Genomic DNA, 15,150 nt, shown 5'->3' with positions numbered 1-15,150 from the left:
CCGGGTAGAGCGCTTGATCCTACGCGGTTATGCGAGCCAATCCAGCGTCAGGATCAACCGGCGCTCGTCGGCCTTGAGCGCGGGTGAGCGATGGATCAAGCCATGGTTCTCGTTGCCGTGCCATTTTGTGCCCTTGAGCAAAGCCACTTCACCGCAGTGGACCTGCTCGATACGCTCGGTAGGTTCCGCGTCGGGCTGGCTGAGTTTACGCCGGTCCATCACGCCTTCGCGCAGCCACTGGCTGCCGATGCCGGCGTAGGTGGTGATCAGTCGAACCGGCACATGGTCGACGTGAAAACGCGGGCACATGGCCTTGTCCAACAGCCGCAAACGCACGCCAATCCTCTTGGCACCGAGCAGGCAAGCAAACGCGCTGACCAGCCAGGACACATCGGCGATAAAGCCTTCGTAACCTTCAAGATCACGGCAACTGGAGGCCAAACCCTGCAAATTGGGCACAGCCTCCTCATTGTCGAGCTCAATCACCAAGGAATCCGCCAACGGCTCATTGAGCGCCACCAGCAAGGCGCCAAATTCGGCGATATGCAGGGGCAACTGGCGCTGCCACAGCGCCAGGTTGACGTCGTTTTCGAGGATGTCCGACAGCGCCAGCGGGGTTTCACCACGGGTTTGCCGGATCACCGGGCGTAAGGGGATTACCGGGGCCAGCATCAGGCTACCTGCTCATACCAAGGGCCAAAAGGGTCGGCCAACTGGCGCCAGCCTTCGACGCCCTGGGCCATTTCTTCATCGTTAAGCAAGCACGCGTCCAGCTCGGCGCGCATCTGCGCGAAGTCGATGTTTTGCCCGATAAACACCAGTTCCTGACGGCAGTCGCCGGTGCTCAATTGCCAGTTGCCCATGATCGCCGCTACGCTTTCTTCGTCCTGCGGCCACTGGCTTTTCGGCACAAAACGCCACCAGCGCCCGGCAAAACCATGGCGCATCAAGCCACCGGCCTGGGACCAACTGCCGGCATCCTGATGCTTGCTCGCCAGCCAGAAAAAGCCCTTGGAGCGCAGCAGTTTGCCGTTCACCCACGGGCGATCGATAAAGTCGAAGAAACGCTGCGGATGAAACGGGCGACGCGCGCGGTAAGCGGTGGAGGCGATGCCATATTCTTCGGTTTCCGGCACGTGCTCACCGCGCAACTCCTGCAACCAGCCCGGCGCTTGCGCTGCGCGTTCGAAGTCGAACCGGCCGGTGTTGAGGATCTTGTTCAGCGGCACTTCGCCCATCACCATCGGGATGATTTCCGCCTGGGCATTGAGGCGCTCAAGGATGGCCATCAACTCCTCGCGTTCGCGGCTACTGATCAGGTCGATCTTGCTGATCAGGATCACGTCGGCGAATTCGATCTGCTCGATGAGCAAATCGGTGATGGAGCGCTCGTCGTCTTCGCCCAGGGTTTCACCCCGGGAAGCGAGGCTTTCGGCAGCTTGGTAATCGAGCAGGAAATTCATGCCGTCGACCACGGTGACCATGGTGTCCAGGCGTGCGATATCGGCCAGGCTTTGCTCGTTTTCATCACGGAACGTGAAGGTTTCGGCCACGGGCAGCGGCTCGGAAATGCCGGTGGACTCGATCAACAGGTAATCGAAGCGCCCTTCCTTGGCGAGCTTTGTGACTTCTTCCAGCAAGTCTTCACGCAAGGTGCAGCAGATGCAGCCGTTGCTCATCTCCACCAGTTTTTCTTCGGAGCGATTCAGCGTGACGTCGCGCTGAACCTCACTGCCGTCGATATTGATTTCACTCATGTCGTTGACGATCACCGCCACCCGCAGGTTTTCGCGGTTGCGCAGAACGTAGTTGAGCAGCGTGCTTTTACCAGCGCCGAGAAAGCCGGACAGCACGGTAACGGGAAGGCGATTAGTCATCAGGTAATCCTCATCAGGGTTGGCCGGTCAAATCGCCCGTTTATGGCGTTCGCGCAGCTCTTCACGTTCTTTGGCTTCGATAGACAGGGTGGCAGTGGGGCGCAGCAGCAGGCGTTGCAGGCCGATGGGCTCGCCGGTTTCGCGACACCAGCCATATTCGCCGCGGGCCAGCAGTTCGAGGGCATCGTCGATCTTGTCCAAGAGCTTTTTTTCACGCTCCAGCAGGCGCAGCTGCCACTGGCGCTGCTCTTCGGCGCTGCCGATATCGGCCAGGTCGCTGTTGGTTTCCTGCTCGCGCAGCACCAGGAATTCAGCCTCGATACGCGCCTGCAGTTCGTAGCGCTGCGTCAGCAGCAGCGCTCGGAAGAAGCCTTGCTGAACGTCATTCATGTAATCGGCGGGCAGTTGGGCCAGGAGCTCTTGTTCAGTCATGGGAAGCGGTTCACGGGTCAGGCTGTTTTTTAATGTTATAGTATAACAACACAAATAAGCCAATCCCGGCTTGCTCGCCACGACGAAGGGCGCAATGCTGGAACACTTTCTTGCCCGAGAGGCACTATGAAATATCTGGTGTATGCCCTGTTATTGGGCGTGGCAGGATCTGCCTGCGCGCAAACGCCGAGCCCGTTGGCGAGCTGCACGCGCAGCGCTAATTTGCTGGCCTGCGTAGACCCGCTGGGCAATGCCTACAGCGTGGCGACGGTTGGCAGCACTACGTATTTGCGCGGTTTTGAAGTGATCGGCAAACGCTATTGGGCACAGACCAGCAGTCGCTATGGGCAGCTGACGTTCTTTACCGGGTTGGCGTCCGATGGTGAGGCGTGGGTCGGCTACGCGCGCCGCGTGGGCTGGACCACCATCAACCGGTTTTCCAGTTCGGGTGGCGCCAGCGCCAAGTTCACGTGCAGCCGTATAGCCGGCTGTTAGACCTGGCCGCTCTTCTGTTCCTGAACCCAGGCCATGTAGCTGTTCATCGGCGGGTTCTTCTCGAAGTATTTTTTCAGGCCGTCGAACAGGCCATCCGCCACGGCTTGTTGATGACGCGCCGTCACCAGCCGCTGGGCGTCCCGAGTGTTGGAGATAAACCCGGTTTCCACCAGGATCGACGGCACGTCAGGTGATTTGAGCACCGCAAACCCGGCTTGCTCCACGCGCTTCTGGTGCAACGTGGTGATGCTTTGCAGGCTGCCCAACACCGAGCTGCCCAGTTGCAGGCTGGAGGCGATGGTGGCGTTCATCGACATATCGAGAATTACCCCGGCGAGCATCGGGTCCTTGTCCTTGAGGTTGAGCAATGTCGTGGCGCCCAACAGGTCGGCGCCGTTTTCGCGCTGCGCCATGAAGCGCGCGGTGGCGGAGGTGGCACCGCCTTCGGACAACGCATACACCGAAGCCCCGGAGGCGGTGAGGCGCGGCGCGGCGTCGGCATGCACCGAGATAAACATATCGGCCTTGTGCTGACGAGCGATGTCCACGCGCTTGCGCAGCGGCACGAAGAAGTCGTCGTTGCGCACCAGCTTCACGTCAAAGCCCTTCTCGCGCTTCAAGCGTTTGGCCAGCAGTTGGGCGATGGACAGCACCACATCCTTTTCGCGCTGGCCCTTGGAGCCGATGGCGCCAGGGTCTTTGCCGCCGTGGCCAGGGTCGACCACCACGATGATGTCGCGCTTGGGGTGCGCTTTATCTACTGGAGCCACCAGCGGCGCCGGCTGCGCAGCAATCTGGCGCGGCGCGTGGGTGGCGTTGGTCAGGTCGAGTACCAGGCGATGGCCTTGACCATCCTGTGGCGGCAATAAAAAGCTGTTGAGCTGCATCGGCGAGGCCAGGTCCAGCACGATGCGCGTATCGCTCTTGCCGAAATGCCCCGAACGAATCGAAGTAATCCCACTGTCCTTCAGCGCCAACTGCGAAAAATCACCACTGAGCCCGGCGCCGCTCAGGTCGATGATCACGCGCTCCGGCGACGTCAGGGAGAAGGTCTTGTATTGCACCGGGCCGCTGAGGTCGAACACCAGCCGCAGTTTGTCGTCGGAGCGCCACAAGCGCGCATTACGAATCTGTGTGGCGAACGCCCCCAATGGAAAGGTGAACAGAGGGCTGACCAGCAGCAGATTGAGAAGCTGACGTCTGTGCATGAAAAACACCGCAAATAAAGGAGCGTCCCTGCTCGACATGACTGAAGAAAGACTGGAGCAGAAAAATCATCGTCGACTTAATCGTTATAATATAACATGTCTTTTTATTGCCAACGATGGACCTGCTCATGAATGCGCTGACTTTGCCGGATATCGCCGCGCAGGCTTCACGGCAAGCCTTGCCACTCGACTGGGTGGGGATGTGCGGCATCGCCCTGCCAATCCTCATCGACGGCCAACGCCTGACTGCCACCGCCGATGCAGGCGTAAGCCTGGACGATGGCGAGGCCCGTGGCATTCATATGTCGCGCCTGTACCTGGCCTTGGAAATGCTCGACCAGCAGCTTCTTACACCTGCACTTCTGCGTAATGTACTGCAGCGCTTTCTCGAGAGTCATGAAGGATTATCTAAGAACGCCTACTTGCGCATTCACACGGATTTGTTACTCAAACGCCCGGCGCTGGTCAGCCCGCTGGCCGGTTGGAAAGGCTACCCGGTGTGCATCGAAGCGCGTCTGGAAAACCAGATGTTCCACGTGGAACTAAAAATTGACGTTACTTATTCCTCAACCTGCCCATGCTCAGCTGCGCTCGCCAGGCAGTTGATTCAGCAGCAATTTCTTCAGGACTTCGCCAACAAGCCGGTGCAGCACGAAGACGTATTGACCTGGCTCGGCAGCGCCAACGGCATCGTGGCCACGCCTCACAGCCAGCGCAGCAGCGCCCAACTGTCGATCCAACTGGACGCCAGCCAGAACACGCTGCCGCTCACAGACCTGATCGACACCGTCGAAGCCGCCCTCGGCACCGCCGTGCAAACCGCTGTAAAACGGGCGGACGAACAAGCCTTCGCCTTGGCCAATGGGCAGAACCTGATGTTCTGCGAAGACGCCGCCCGCCGCCTGAACCTCGCCTTGAAACGCTCGGATGCCGTCAAAGCCTTCCACCTGAAAGTGATCCACGCCGAAAGCCTGCACGCGCACGATGCCGTGGCTGAAAGCCGCTGGACGAGAGACTCTGCATGATCACCTGCAACGCTTTGCGCTGGGGCGCCCCCGGGCAACCACTCACCCCTGCGCTGGATCTGCGCCTGGAAAAAGGCAGCCTCACCGGCATCATTGGCGCCAACGGCACGGGCAAGAGCAGCCTGCTCAAAGTCATCGCTGGGCTGCAAAAGCCGTTGGCGGGCAACGTCAGCGTGGATGTTCCACGTCGTGGCGGCTTATCGTTCCTGCCACAGCAGCAACACCTGGACCGGCAGTTTCCGATCAGCCTGCAAGAGTTGGTCGCGGCCGGTTTCTGGGGTACCAAACTCAGCCCGGAACAACGCAGCCAGCGTCTGCACGCAGTGCTGGAAGACTGGTGCCTCAGCGGCCTGGAGCATCGACCGTTGATGGCGTTGTCTGGCGGCGAACTGCAGCGCGCGCTGCTGGCACGCATGAGCCTGGCTGAAGCGCCAGTATTGCTGCTCGACGAGCCCCACGCCGCCCTCGACGAAGAAGGCCAGGCGCTGTGCTGGAACCATGTGCACGCCTGGCACGATGAAGGCCGCACGGTGGTGATCGTTTGTCATGACCTTGCCTCCGTGCGCCACCACACTCAGCAAGTAGTGCAAATCAAAAGCTCTGGCTGCGTGTTCGGCCCCAGTAAAGAACTGATCCGCCCGCAACCTCACATGCAGGTGGCCTGATGCACTTCGCCGCCCACCTGTGGATGCCCTTTCAAGATTTCGTTTTCATGCGCCGTGCCCTGATTGGAGGGCTGGTGCTTGCCTGCAGCACCGCGCCGCTGGGTGTGTTTTTGATTCTGCGGCGCATGAGCCTGATCGGTGACGCCGTCGCCCACGGCATCCTGCCCGGTGCCGCACTGGGCTTCTGGTTCGCCGGCATCAGCCTGCCGGCGCTGACCATCGGTGGCCTCGGCGCTGGGCTGAGCATGGCCGGATTGTCGGCGTGGATCACCCGCCGCACCGGCCTGCGTGAAGATGCCAGCCTCGCGGCCATCTACCCCATTTCGCTCGCCGCGGGTGTGCTGATCCTGGGCATCGCCGGCAAGCGCCTGGACCTCTTGCACCTGCTATTTGGCTCCGCCCTGGCGGTGGATGAAAACACCCTCACCGGCATGCTCTGGGTCTCGGGTTTCAGCCTGATTGCCATGGGGCTGATCTACAAACCGCTGCTGCTGGACACCCTCGACCCGCTGTTTCTGCAAACCGTAAGCCGCCTTGGCCCGCTCGCCCACGGGTTATTCCTGACCCTGGTGGTGCTGAACCTGGTGATCGGCTTCCAGGCTATCGGCGCGTTGATGGTGGTGGGTTTGATGATGTTGCCGGCGATTGCTTCACGCTTCTGGAGCCGGCGCCTGCCGGTGTTGATTGCAGTATCGGCGGTGCTGGGATGCCTGTCGGTGTGGCTTGGTTTGCTGCTGTCGTTCTACTACTCACTGCCCAGCGGCCCGGCCATCGTGCTGGTGGCTGGCGGCGGGTATCTGCTGTCCGTGGTTTTCGGCCCGGTGCACGGCTTGCTGCGCCGCCCGCCCTCTCTTACATCCCAATGAGGTGTTTCCCGATGCGCGCTTTACTCGTGCTGTTCAGTCTTCTGCTGCCCTTGTCGATGGCCCAGGCCGCCGACAAACTCCAAGTGGTCACCAGTTTCAGTATTCTCGATGACATCACCCACCAGATCGGTGGCGACCACATCCAGATCAGCAACATGGTCGGCCCTGACTCCGACGCCCACACCTATGAGCCGACGCCGGACGATGCCAAAGCCTTGCTCAAGGCCAAGGTCATCATCAAGAACGGCCTGGGCTTCGAACCCTGGCTGGACCGCCTGGTCACCAGCACCGAAACCAAAGCTACTGTGGTCACCGCCAGCAAAGGCGTGATTTCCCACACCATGGAAGAAGACGGCGAAACCATTCCGGACCCGCACGCCTGGCACAACCTGGCCAACGCCGAAATCTATGTGAACAACATCACCAAGGCACTGGTGGCGGCCGACCCGGCCAACAAGGCTGACTACCTGAGCAACAGCCAGGCCTACCTGAAACAGATCTACCGCTTGCTGGCCGAAGCCAAGACCAAGTTCGGCGCGCTGCCAGCCGGCAACCGTCGCATCGTCACCTCCCATGACGCCTTTGGTTACCTGGGCCAGGCCTATGGCATTCAGTTCCTGGCACCACAAGGTCTGTCGACCGAACGCGAACCTTCGGCCGCCGAAGTCGCCGCGCTGATCACCCAGATCCGCAAAGACAAAGTCAAAGCTGTGTTCATGGAAAACATCAAGGACTCGCGCCTGCTCAAGCAGATCGCTGACGAAAGCGGCGCGCAAATCGGCGGCACGCTGTACTCCGACGCCCTCGCCGCCGAAGGCCCGGCCAGCACGTTCACCGGGCTGTTCGAGTACAACCTCAACACCCTGTGCGCCGCCCTGAGCAAGCCATGACCCTGAGCATGCTCGACCTGGAAGAGGCTGCCCTTGGCAGCCGCTTTCCACTCGAACCCGTGCTCGACGCCCTGCCGTGGAACAGCGATGGCCTGATCGCAGCCATCGCCCAGCAACACGGCAGCGGCGATGTGCTGATGCTGGCCTGGATGAATCGCCAGGCGCTCACCGAAACCCTGGCCAACGGGCACGTCTGCTACTGGTCACGCTCGCGCCAGCGACTGTGGCGCAAAGGCGAAAGCTCCGGCCACTGGCAACAGTTGATTGAGGCGCGCCTGGATTGCGACGGCGACGCCGTGCTGCTGATCGTCGACCAGCTAGGCCCGGCCTGTCACACCGGGCGGCCGACCTGTTTCTACAACGCCATTGTGGGCGACCACGTTCACATTATTACGGAGCCTGTTGCATGATCCGCAAAAACCCCTCCGGCGACCTGCCGGTGATTGCCGAGTCGGCCTACGTCGACAAGACCGCGATCATCTGCGGCAAGGTCATCATCGGCGAGAACGTGTTCGTCGGCCCCTACGCCGTGATCCGCGCCGACGAAGTCGACGCCACCGGCGACATGGACCCGATCACCATCGGCGCCAATTCCAATATCCAGGACGGCGTGGTGATCCACTCCAAATCCGGTGCGGCGGTGACGATTGGCGAGTTTACGTCTATTGCGCATCGCTCCATCGTCCACGGCCCGTGCACCGTGGGCGACCGCGTTTTCATCGGCTTCAACAGCGTGCTGTTCAACTGCGCCGTCGGCGATGGCTGTGTGGTACGCCACAACTCGGTGGTCGATGGGCGCGACTTGCCCGCCGCCTTCTACGTGCCCTCCACCACCCGCATCGGCCCCAATACCGACTTGTCGCAATTCCCGCCGGTGAGCGTCAGCGCCTCGGAGTTTTCCGAAGACGTCGCGCGTACCAACGTCGACCTGGTACGTGGTTACAAAGCCCTGCAAAACGAGTTCTGAACCATGAGCCGCCTGCTGATCCGCAACGCCCGCCTCGTCAATGAAGGCCAGGAATTCGACGCCGATGTGCTGGTCGCCAATGGCCGCATCGAGAAGATTGCCGGCAGCCTTGAAGGCTACAACGAGCCAGTGGAAATCGACGCCCAAGGCCAATGGCTGCTGCCGGGCATGATCGACGACCAGGTACACTTTCGCGAACCCGGCGCGCCGGACAAAGGCAGCTTCTACAGCGAATCCCGCGCGGCAGTGGCCGGTGGCATCACCAGCTTCATGGATATGCCCAACACCAACCCGGCCACGCTGAATCTGGAAGCACTGGCCGATAAAAAGCGTCGCGCTGCGCTGCATTCGGTCGCCAACTACGGCTTTCACTTTGGCGTGAGCAACGACAACCTCGACGTCGTCGCCGCCCTCGACCCACGTGAAGTGGCCGGGGTCAAAGTGTTCATGGGCGCCTCCACCGGCAATATGCTGGTGGACGACCCACGGATTCTGGAGCGGCTGTTTGCGCAAGTGCCGACCATCCTGCTCGCCCACTGCGAACACACGCCGAGCATCCTGGCCAATGAGCAACGCCTGCGCGAGCGTTTCGGCGAGCACATCCCGGCGGTCGCCCACCCGCTGATCCGCGATGCCGAAGCCTGTTATCGCTCGTCGTCCCTTGCCGTGGAATTGGCCAAGCGCCATGGCACGCGCCTGCATGTGCTGCACCTGACCAGTGCCCGCGAACTGGCATTGTTCGAAGACAAACCCTTGGCCGAAAAGCGCATCACTGCCGAAGTCTGCCTGCACCACCTGCTGTTCGATGACCGCGACTACCATCGCCTCGGCCACCAGATTAAATGCAACCCGGCGATCAAGACCCGCGCCGACCGCGACGCGTTGCGCCTGGCCTTGTTGAGTGATCGTCTGGATGTGATTGGCACTGACCATGCGCCGCATACCTGGGCGCAAAAACAGTTGGGCTATCGTGAAGCGCCGTCCGGGTTGCCGCTGGTGCAGCACGCGTTGCCGGCGTTATTGGAATTGGTCATCGACGGGCATTTACCCCTGGCCACGCTGGTGGCAAAAACCAGTCACCGGGTGGCCGATTTATTCGCCATCCCGGACCGTGGTTACTTGCGTGAAGGCTATTGGGCCGACCTGGTGCTGATCAAACCCGAGCCCGAAGGCAAACCGGTGAGCAGCCAGCCGATCCTCGCCCGCTGTGGCTGGACACCCTTCGCCGAACGCAGCTTTCGCCACAGCGTGAGCACCACGCTGGTGTCTGGCCACCTGGCGTGGCACAACGGCCAGGTGGTCGACAGCTGCCAGGGCTTGCCCTTGCATTTTCTGCGCTGACCGACGCCAGCGGGCTTGCCCTAATACCATTCAGTCAAGAAGGCTGAAGGGTAAAAAGTAACCTGTGGCGAGGGAGCTTGCTCCCGTTGGACTGCGCAGCAGTCCCATGCTTTTAAAGCAAAGAGCAGGGGCCTCTTCGCGGCCCAGCGGGAGCGAGCTCCCTCGCCACAGAGAAGGTGGCAACCTTCAATAGTTGTGCACCTGTGCTGCGATCAAGCCAACTCCCACAGCTTAAGCGCGGGGTTTTACCGTACCGCAATCGTTGCCCAGCCACTGGGCGTGGGTGTCCAGACTGCCCTTCTGCTGGACGCCGGTGGCATTGAAAGTACCGTTTACCTTGGTAGTGAATTCCTGTTGGCTTTGGAAGGTTGCAACGCCAGTGCCCTGGGCTTTCGGGCAGCTGAAACGGAATTTCCATTGGTTGCCGGTCTTGTCAGTCACTTCTTGCTTGCAGCCCGATTGCGGGTCGGTCAGCGGGATAGAATCAGAGGCGACCTGGGCAGGCGTCAGGCATACCTGCACGCCTTTACCGGCCATGGTGATGCCCTGTTTTTCCAGCATCGCACGCTGCTCAGGGGTCATCTGTTGCTTGAGCTGACCGAGGATCAGCGACAGGTCCGGCAAGTCCTGGTTATCGACTTTCATATTGCTGGTGGTCAATTCCCACAAGCCCGGCGCCAGCATCTGCGCCTGAGCCGCCACGGGCAGCGTCAATCCAACAACCATGGCCAAACCAAGCAGACGAGCATTCATCGAGTAACTCCTGGGTAATTGTGGGCGTTAGACGCCGCAAAGCCGCCAGTGTTGCACGGCAAATAAAATAGCGACATTCGCTGTGGAACATGGTCTGTTAGGCACTCGATTGCCTGGAGTAATGTAGTTCATGGATTTTTTTGGCCCGCACCTGCTCGCCTACTTCATTGCCACGCTGCACTTTCTCGGCACGCTGGCCGCGATCCACGCGGTGCTGACGGTCAGGACCGCCCAAGGCTCGATCGCCTGGGCCTTGTCGCTGATGTTCATGCCTTACCTGACGCTGATCCCATACCTGATCTTCGGCCGCAGCACCTTCGACGCGTACATCCAGGCACGTCGGCAGGCCAACCAGGAAATGCACACCGCCATCACCGAGCTGAACTGGCGCCCCTGGGTCGATGAAGCCCTGGCCGCGCGCAACTCCAGCGCCTACGGTTCCTTGCGCGCCATGCCCAAACTGGGACGCATGCCGTGCCTGGCCAATAATGAAGTGCGTTTGCTGATCAATGGTGAGGCCACTTTCAGCGCGATTTTCGACGCCATTCGCAATGCCAAAACTGCGGTGCTGTTCCAGTTTTTCATCATTCATGACGACGAGCTTGGCAGACAGCTGCATGCACTGCTGAAGGAAAAAGCTGCCGAAGGTGTAGACATTCACGTGCTCTACGACCGCATCGGCAGCCACGCCCTGCCCCACCGTTATGTGCAATCGCTGCGCGACGCTGGGGTCAAAGTCAAAGCGTTCGCCACCCGCAGCGGCTGGCTCAACCGTTTCCAGGTCAACTTTCGCAACCATCGCAAAATCGTGGTGGTGGACGGCATTACCGGCTTTGTCGGCGGGCACAACGTCGGCGATGAATACCTGGGCAAAAAGCCGCCGCTGGCACCGTGGCGCGACACCCATGTGCAGGTCACCGGCCCAGTGGTGGCGTGCCTGCAGGAGTCGTTTGCCGAAGACTGGTTCTGGGCGGCGCGCGAATTGCCACCGCTGATTTTGCCGGACACTTACCCCGAAGACGGCGTGCTCTGCCAATTACTCGCCAGCGGCCCGGCTGATCCGTATGAAACGTGTTCGCTGTTTTTTGTCGAAGCCATTCATGCGGCCACCGAGCGCGTGTGGATCACCAGCCCGTATTTCATCCCCGATGAAGCAGTGTTCTCGGCCTTGCGCCTGGCCGTGCTGCGCGGAGTCGACGTGCGCCTGTTACTGCCATCGCGCCCAGACCATCGCATCGTCTACGCCGCGTCCAGCCTTTATGCGATCGAAGCGGTACGCGCAGGCGTGCGGGTGTTCCGCTACAAGCCAGGCTTTTTGCATCAGAAGGTCGTGTTGGTGGACAGCGAAATCAGCGCCATCGGCAGTGCGAACATGGACAACCGTTCGTTCCGGCTGAATTTTGAAGTGATGTTGCTGACGGTGGACGAGGCGTTTGCCAGCGAAGTGGAGCAGATGCTGCTGGACGACTTCGCCCTTGCCCATGAAGTCAGCCAGGAAGAAAGCCGCGAGACTCGGCGCCTGCAACAGCTGGGCATGCGCGTGGCGCGGCTTATTTCACCCATCCTCTAAGCAACAACACCATACAACTGTGGGAGCTGGCTTGCCTGCGATGGCGGTGTGTCAGGCAACTATCCAGTCCTGATACACCGCCATCGCAGGCAAGCCAGCTCCCACAGTTTTAGATCTTCAGTGCGTCTGAATCAGCGGTAAATATCTTCCCGCGTCCACGGCAGTTCATGGCTGCCATCGGCGTGAGGCTTCACCGCCAATATCTGATGCAAATTGATCCAGCCCCGCGCAAACGCATACGCGCAACCGGCCAGGTACAGCCGCCAGATCCGCAATGCCTGCTCCGGCACCATCTTCGCCGCCGCTTCGAGGTTGTCTTCCAGGCGCTCGCTCCAGTGGTCCAGGGTGCGCGCGTAGTGCAGGCGCAGGCTTTCGACGTCGACCACCTCCAGCCCGACTTCGCTGATTTCGGCAGTCATCATCGCCAGGTGCGGCAGCTCGCCGTTGGGGAATACGTAACGCTCGATAAACTCCCCGGCGCCACGCCCCACAGGTCGACCGTCGGTGTGCTTGGCGGTGATGCCGTGGTTCATCACCAGGCCGCCTTCGCGTACCGCGCCAAACAGCGTCTTGCAATACTCCGCCAGGTTGGCGTGGCCGACGTGCTCGAACATGCCCACGCTCACTACTTTGTCGAAGCGACCGTCTTGCGGCAGGTCGCGATAGTCGAGCAGTTGCAGGTCGACCTGATCTTCCAGCCCTTCAGCCTTAACCCGTTCCCGAGCCAGCGCCAGCTGCTCCTTGCTCAAGGTAATGCCAAACACTTTGACTCCGAACTCGCGCGCCGCAAACCGCGCCAGGCCGCCCCAGCCACAGCCTACATCGAGCAAATACTCACCCGGCTGCAGCCGCAACTTGCGGCACAGATGGCGAAATTTATCTTGTTGGGCCTGGTCGATGGATTCGCTGCCGGTTTCGAAATACCCGCAGGAATACGCCATGTCCTGGTCCAGCCATAGCTGGTAGAACTCGTTGGACAGGTCGTAATGGTAGGAAATAGCCGCTGCGTCTGTAGCCTTGTCGTGGATCGAGCGCACCGGATGACTCCCCTCGTCGTCGTCGATCAGGGCGTGACTCAACTCGTCACATACCCGGATAACCTCGGAGATGGAGCCTTCCAGTTCCAACTTGCCCTCGACGAAGGCTTCGCCCAAAGCATCGAGCGTTGGATGAGTCAGCTTGGACACGACCGTGGGGTCCTTCACCACGATGGTCACACTGGGCTCGGGGCCCAAGTTGAATTCATGGCCGTCCCAGAGTCGAAGACGCAGCGGTAGCTGAAGATTCTGTAAGGCCGGTGGAAGTTGCGCGAGCATGAGTAGTCCCCCCTTGTTTCAGACGTCTGGAATGAGGGTAGACCATCAGAAGACAAAGTAGGAGGCTATCGATTTAATAGCCTTCTTCTATGGGGCTCGGCGCTCGAGCAAACCGTCCTGAATCCACTGTTTCAGCCATGTCACCGCCTGCAGTGGCGCACCCTCTGCATAAGTGACTACCAGCGCTTCGCACAGTTCTGAAAAATTCCAGCCGGTGGTCACCATTCCCGCCAAGGCACTGGCTTCCGCTGGCTCCAGGCTGCGGTAATGGCATACGTTCTGGTGGCGCCATACCAGGCAAATCTGCGCCAGCTCCAACGCGTGGCTGTCGGGAAAGTCCGACTCATCCTTGCTCGCCCGCCAGATTGCCACGGTATTGAAGTGACACAGCATCTGCTGCACCGAAGGTGCCAGGTTCACCTGCAACCCAGGCCAGTCTTCAGGCGCCAATTGCGCCATATCAGCAAGGGCCAGCGGCTCACCCTGCGGGGCATCAAACGCCAGGGTAAACGCCCATTCCAACCGCGCCAGCTCAGCCAGCGGCGCGCTCTGCTCAGCCACCAGGTGCTCAACGATAAACGCCGGGAACCGCTCCCCCAGCCAGCGCAGGCTGTAATGGGCGGAGGGATATCGGCGCAAATAGGCTTCTGTCAGTAATGCGAACTCATCATCGCCGAGCCAATACCAAATGGCACCGAAGTCATGGCGCAGTACTTCCTGCAAGCGCGACAGGTAGGCGTTGTGATAAATCGCCAGGCCCGTGTCCACATCCAGGGTCGGCCCACCCAGCAAGGTCGCGGCGAAGCCGCTGTTGGCGGCTGAGTCTTCAGATAACAAGTGCTGCTCAAAAGCCAACTGCCAATCGGTCAAGCGCATAACGACCTCCGGGCCAAGGCGGTCGCGCCCAGTTCACGGGCCTTGCTCAACTCGGTGAGCAGTTCTTCGAACGGTGGGAAATGGTCATCGCGTTCCAGCAAGGTCGACACCGGCCCCAGATGCTCAAGCGTCTGCTGATAAAGCGCCCAAACCGGGTCGCACACTGGATGGTCATGGGTATCGACCACATAGTCGCCGTAGTCCATATGCCCGGCCAAATGCAGCTGGCGGATACTCTCGGGCGGCAAACTACGGATAAAGGTCCAGGCATCAAACCCGTGGTTGCGCGAGCTGACATACACGTTGTTCACGTCCAGCAGCAGCTGGCACCCGGTCAGATGGGCCAGGGCATTGAGGAATTCCCACTCAGTAAATTCATCGGCCTTGGAGCGCACATAGCTGGAGACGTTTTCCAGTACCAATGGGCGCTGCAACACATCCTGCACTTGGCGCACGCGGGCAGCCACGTGGTAAAGGCTTTCTTCGGTGTAAGGCAGCGGCAGCAAATCGTGCAACTGATGGGCACTGCCGCGGCTCCAGCACAGGTGATCGGAGATCCACGCGGGCTGAATGCGCTCGGCAAGTTGTTTGATTTGTTTCAGGTAATCGCTATCGAGGGCATGCGGCCCACCGATGGACAGGGACACACCGTGCATCACCAGGGGATAACGCTCGGCTATCGCGTCCAGGTAGTACAAGGCTTTACCGCCCTGGACCAGATAATTCTCGGAGATCACTTCGAACCAATCCACGGCCGGCGACTGTTCAAGGATCTGCTGGTAGTACTCACTGCGTAAACCCAGGCCGTAACCCAGACTTGTAAGGGAAGCGGACATCACACACTCCTGGGCAAAGTGCCCGCAGCGGCG

General features: G+C 60.4%; 17 protein-coding genes. 9 read left to right on the top strand and 8 right to left on the bottom strand.

Annotated features, from left to right (window positions below):
- Nucleotides 1-27: 27 nt before the first annotated feature.
- The 3 genes from HX790_RS26615 to dksA are packed head-to-tail and all read right to left on the bottom strand — an operon-like array spanning nucleotide 28 to nucleotide 2,309.
- Complete coding sequence (locus tag HX790_RS26615; protein WP_017135765.1) at nucleotides 28-672, bottom strand: DUF1826 domain-containing protein; 645 nt, start codon at nucleotides 670-672, stop codon at nucleotides 28-30.
- On the bottom strand, nucleotides 672-1,877 hold the full coding sequence (gene zigA / locus HX790_RS26610) for a zinc metallochaperone GTPase ZigA (RefSeq protein ID WP_017135764.1): 1,206 nt from the start codon (nucleotides 1,875-1,877) through the stop codon (nucleotides 672-674). Before zigA ends, HX790_RS26615 begins: the two co-directional genes overlap by 1 nt.
- Nucleotides 1,878-1,904: 27 nt before the next feature.
- Nucleotides 1,905-2,309 carry an RNA polymerase-binding protein DksA gene (gene dksA / locus HX790_RS26605; RefSeq protein ID WP_138450729.1) on the bottom strand — a complete coding sequence of 135 codons (405 nt, stop codon included), beginning with the start codon at nucleotides 2,307-2,309 and terminating at the stop codon, nucleotides 1,905-1,907.
- 126 nt (nucleotides 2,310-2,435) lie between these two features.
- Here dksA and HX790_RS26600 point away from each other — a divergent pair, with 126 nt between their 5' ends.
- Complete coding sequence (locus HX790_RS26600; RefSeq protein WP_176992477.1) at nucleotides 2,436-2,804, top strand: glutamine synthetase; 369 nt, start codon at nucleotides 2,436-2,438, stop codon at nucleotides 2,802-2,804.
- On the opposite strand, the gene HX790_RS26595 is transcribed toward HX790_RS26600, so the two are convergent.
- Nucleotides 2,801-4,012, bottom strand: coding sequence for an N-acetylmuramoyl-L-alanine amidase (locus tag HX790_RS26595; RefSeq protein ID WP_099550222.1), 1,212 nt, complete (start codon nucleotides 4,010-4,012; stop codon nucleotides 2,801-2,803). The two genes, HX790_RS26600 and HX790_RS26595, sit on opposite strands and share 4 nt — an antisense overlap.
- Before the next feature lie 128 nt (nucleotides 4,013-4,140).
- Between HX790_RS26595 and folE2 the strand changes: the two genes are divergently transcribed.
- From folE2 to HX790_RS26560, 7 genes are read left to right on the top strand one after another with little or no spacing between them, the layout of a single operon-like run.
- Nucleotides 4,141-5,037: a GTP cyclohydrolase FolE2 gene (gene folE2 / locus HX790_RS26590; protein WP_099550221.1), complete on the top strand. Its 897-nt coding sequence runs from the start codon at nucleotides 4,141-4,143 to the stop codon at nucleotides 5,035-5,037.
- Nucleotides 5,034-5,702, top strand: a complete 669-nt coding sequence (locus tag HX790_RS26585) for a metal ABC transporter ATP-binding protein (protein ID WP_099550220.1) — start codon at nucleotides 5,034-5,036, stop codon at nucleotides 5,700-5,702. The genes folE2 and HX790_RS26585 overlap by 4 nt, the downstream gene beginning before the upstream one ends.
- Nucleotides 5,702-6,568 carry a metal ABC transporter permease gene (locus HX790_RS26580; protein ID WP_176992476.1) on the top strand — a complete coding sequence of 289 codons (867 nt, stop codon included), beginning with the start codon at nucleotides 5,702-5,704 and terminating at the stop codon, nucleotides 6,566-6,568. Before HX790_RS26585 ends, HX790_RS26580 begins: the two co-directional genes overlap by 1 nt.
- An 11-nt stretch (nucleotides 6,569-6,579) precedes the next feature.
- On the top strand, nucleotides 6,580-7,458 hold the full coding sequence (locus HX790_RS26575) for a metal ABC transporter substrate-binding protein (RefSeq protein WP_017135758.1): 879 nt from the start codon (nucleotides 6,580-6,582) through the stop codon (nucleotides 7,456-7,458).
- Nucleotides 7,455-7,868, top strand: coding sequence for a phosphoribosyl-AMP cyclohydrolase (hisI, locus tag HX790_RS26570; protein WP_017135757.1), 414 nt, complete (start codon nucleotides 7,455-7,457; stop codon nucleotides 7,866-7,868). The genes HX790_RS26575 and hisI overlap by 4 nt, the downstream gene beginning before the upstream one ends.
- Nucleotides 7,865-8,425: a DapH/DapD/GlmU-related protein gene (locus tag HX790_RS26565; protein ID WP_017135756.1), complete on the top strand. Its 561-nt coding sequence runs from the start codon at nucleotides 7,865-7,867 to the stop codon at nucleotides 8,423-8,425. Before hisI ends, HX790_RS26565 begins: the two co-directional genes overlap by 4 nt.
- A 3-nt stretch (nucleotides 8,426-8,428) precedes the next feature.
- Nucleotides 8,429-9,766 carry a dihydroorotase gene (locus tag HX790_RS26560; RefSeq protein WP_017135755.1) on the top strand — a complete coding sequence of 446 codons (1,338 nt, stop codon included), beginning with the start codon at nucleotides 8,429-8,431 and terminating at the stop codon, nucleotides 9,764-9,766.
- Nucleotides 9,767-9,997: 231 nt separating this feature from the next.
- On the opposite strand, the gene HX790_RS26555 is transcribed toward HX790_RS26560, so the two are convergent.
- Nucleotides 9,998-10,519, bottom strand: a complete 522-nt coding sequence (locus HX790_RS26555; protein ID WP_017135754.1) for a DUF3617 domain-containing protein — start codon at nucleotides 10,517-10,519, stop codon at nucleotides 9,998-10,000.
- Nucleotides 10,520-10,649: 130 nt separating this feature from the next.
- On the opposite strand from HX790_RS26555, the gene cls reads away from it, so the two are divergent.
- Nucleotides 10,650-12,089: a cardiolipin synthase gene (gene cls / locus HX790_RS26550; protein WP_017135753.1), complete on the top strand. Its 1,440-nt coding sequence runs from the start codon at nucleotides 10,650-10,652 to the stop codon at nucleotides 12,087-12,089.
- A gap of 131 nt (nucleotides 12,090-12,220) precedes the next feature.
- Here the strand turns inward: cls and cfaB are convergent, their stop codons facing one another.
- From cfaB to HX790_RS26535, 3 genes are all read right to left on the bottom strand, one after another.
- Nucleotides 12,221-13,405, bottom strand: a complete 1,185-nt coding sequence (gene cfaB / locus HX790_RS26545; RefSeq protein WP_017135094.1) for a C17 cyclopropane fatty acid synthase CfaB — start codon at nucleotides 13,403-13,405, stop codon at nucleotides 12,221-12,223.
- Nucleotides 13,406-13,492: 87 nt separating this feature from the next.
- A complete protein-coding gene (locus HX790_RS26540; RefSeq protein ID WP_099550217.1) occupies nucleotides 13,493-14,281 on the bottom strand; it encodes a DNA-binding domain-containing protein in 789 nt (262 codons plus the stop codon).
- Nucleotides 14,272-15,117, bottom strand: coding sequence for a DUF692 domain-containing protein (locus tag HX790_RS26535; protein ID WP_017135096.1), 846 nt, complete (start codon nucleotides 15,115-15,117; stop codon nucleotides 14,272-14,274). The genes HX790_RS26540 and HX790_RS26535 overlap by 10 nt, the downstream gene beginning before the upstream one ends.
- Between the last annotated feature and the right edge of the window lie 33 nt (nucleotides 15,118-15,150).

Source organism: Pseudomonas sp. IPO3747, from assembly GCF_013385245.1.
Lineage (GTDB): Bacteria > Pseudomonadota > Gammaproteobacteria > Pseudomonadales > Pseudomonadaceae > Aquipseudomonas > Aquipseudomonas edaphica.
This window is presented reverse-complemented; position numbering and strand designations above follow the sequence as displayed.

What these genes read in the sequence shown, in the direction of transcription:
- HX790_RS26615 (WP_017135765.1), bottom strand. Translation starts at nt 672, where the DNA reads ATGCTGGCCCCGGTAATCCCCTTACGCCCGGTGATCCGGCAAACCCGT.
- zigA (WP_017135764.1), bottom strand. Translation starts at nt 1,877, where the DNA reads ATGACTAATCGCCTTCCCGTTACCGTGCTGTCCGGCTTTCTCGGCGCT.
- dksA (WP_138450729.1), bottom strand. Translation starts at nt 2,309, where the DNA reads ATGACTGAACAAGAGCTCCTGGCCCAACTGCCCGCCGATTACATGAAT.
- HX790_RS26600 (WP_176992477.1), top strand. Translation starts at nt 2,436, where the DNA reads ATGAAATATCTGGTGTATGCCCTGTTATTGGGCGTGGCAGGATCTGCC.
- HX790_RS26595 (WP_099550222.1), bottom strand. Translation starts at nt 4,012, where the DNA reads ATGCACAGACGTCAGCTTCTCAATCTGCTGCTGGTCAGCCCTCTGTTC.
- folE2 (WP_099550221.1), top strand. Translation starts at nt 4,141, where the DNA reads ATGAATGCGCTGACTTTGCCGGATATCGCCGCGCAGGCTTCACGGCAA.
- HX790_RS26585 (WP_099550220.1), top strand. Translation starts at nt 5,034, where the DNA reads ATGATCACCTGCAACGCTTTGCGCTGGGGCGCCCCCGGGCAACCACTC.
- HX790_RS26580 (WP_176992476.1), top strand. Translation starts at nt 5,702, where the DNA reads ATGCACTTCGCCGCCCACCTGTGGATGCCCTTTCAAGATTTCGTTTTC.
- HX790_RS26575 (WP_017135758.1), top strand. Translation starts at nt 6,580, where the DNA reads ATGCGCGCTTTACTCGTGCTGTTCAGTCTTCTGCTGCCCTTGTCGATG.
- hisI (WP_017135757.1), top strand. Translation starts at nt 7,455, where the DNA reads ATGACCCTGAGCATGCTCGACCTGGAAGAGGCTGCCCTTGGCAGCCGC.
- HX790_RS26565 (WP_017135756.1), top strand. Translation starts at nt 7,865, where the DNA reads ATGATCCGCAAAAACCCCTCCGGCGACCTGCCGGTGATTGCCGAGTCG.
- HX790_RS26560 (WP_017135755.1), top strand. Translation starts at nt 8,429, where the DNA reads ATGAGCCGCCTGCTGATCCGCAACGCCCGCCTCGTCAATGAAGGCCAG.
- HX790_RS26555 (WP_017135754.1), bottom strand. Translation starts at nt 10,519, where the DNA reads ATGAATGCTCGTCTGCTTGGTTTGGCCATGGTTGTTGGATTGACGCTG.
- cls (WP_017135753.1), top strand. Translation starts at nt 10,650, where the DNA reads ATGGATTTTTTTGGCCCGCACCTGCTCGCCTACTTCATTGCCACGCTG.
- cfaB (WP_017135094.1), bottom strand. Translation starts at nt 13,405, where the DNA reads ATGCTCGCGCAACTTCCACCGGCCTTACAGAATCTTCAGCTACCGCTG.
- HX790_RS26540 (WP_099550217.1), bottom strand. Translation starts at nt 14,281, where the DNA reads ATGCGCTTGACCGATTGGCAGTTGGCTTTTGAGCAGCACTTGTTATCT.
- HX790_RS26535 (WP_017135096.1), bottom strand. Translation starts at nt 15,117, where the DNA reads ATGTCCGCTTCCCTTACAAGTCTGGGTTACGGCCTGGGTTTACGCAGT.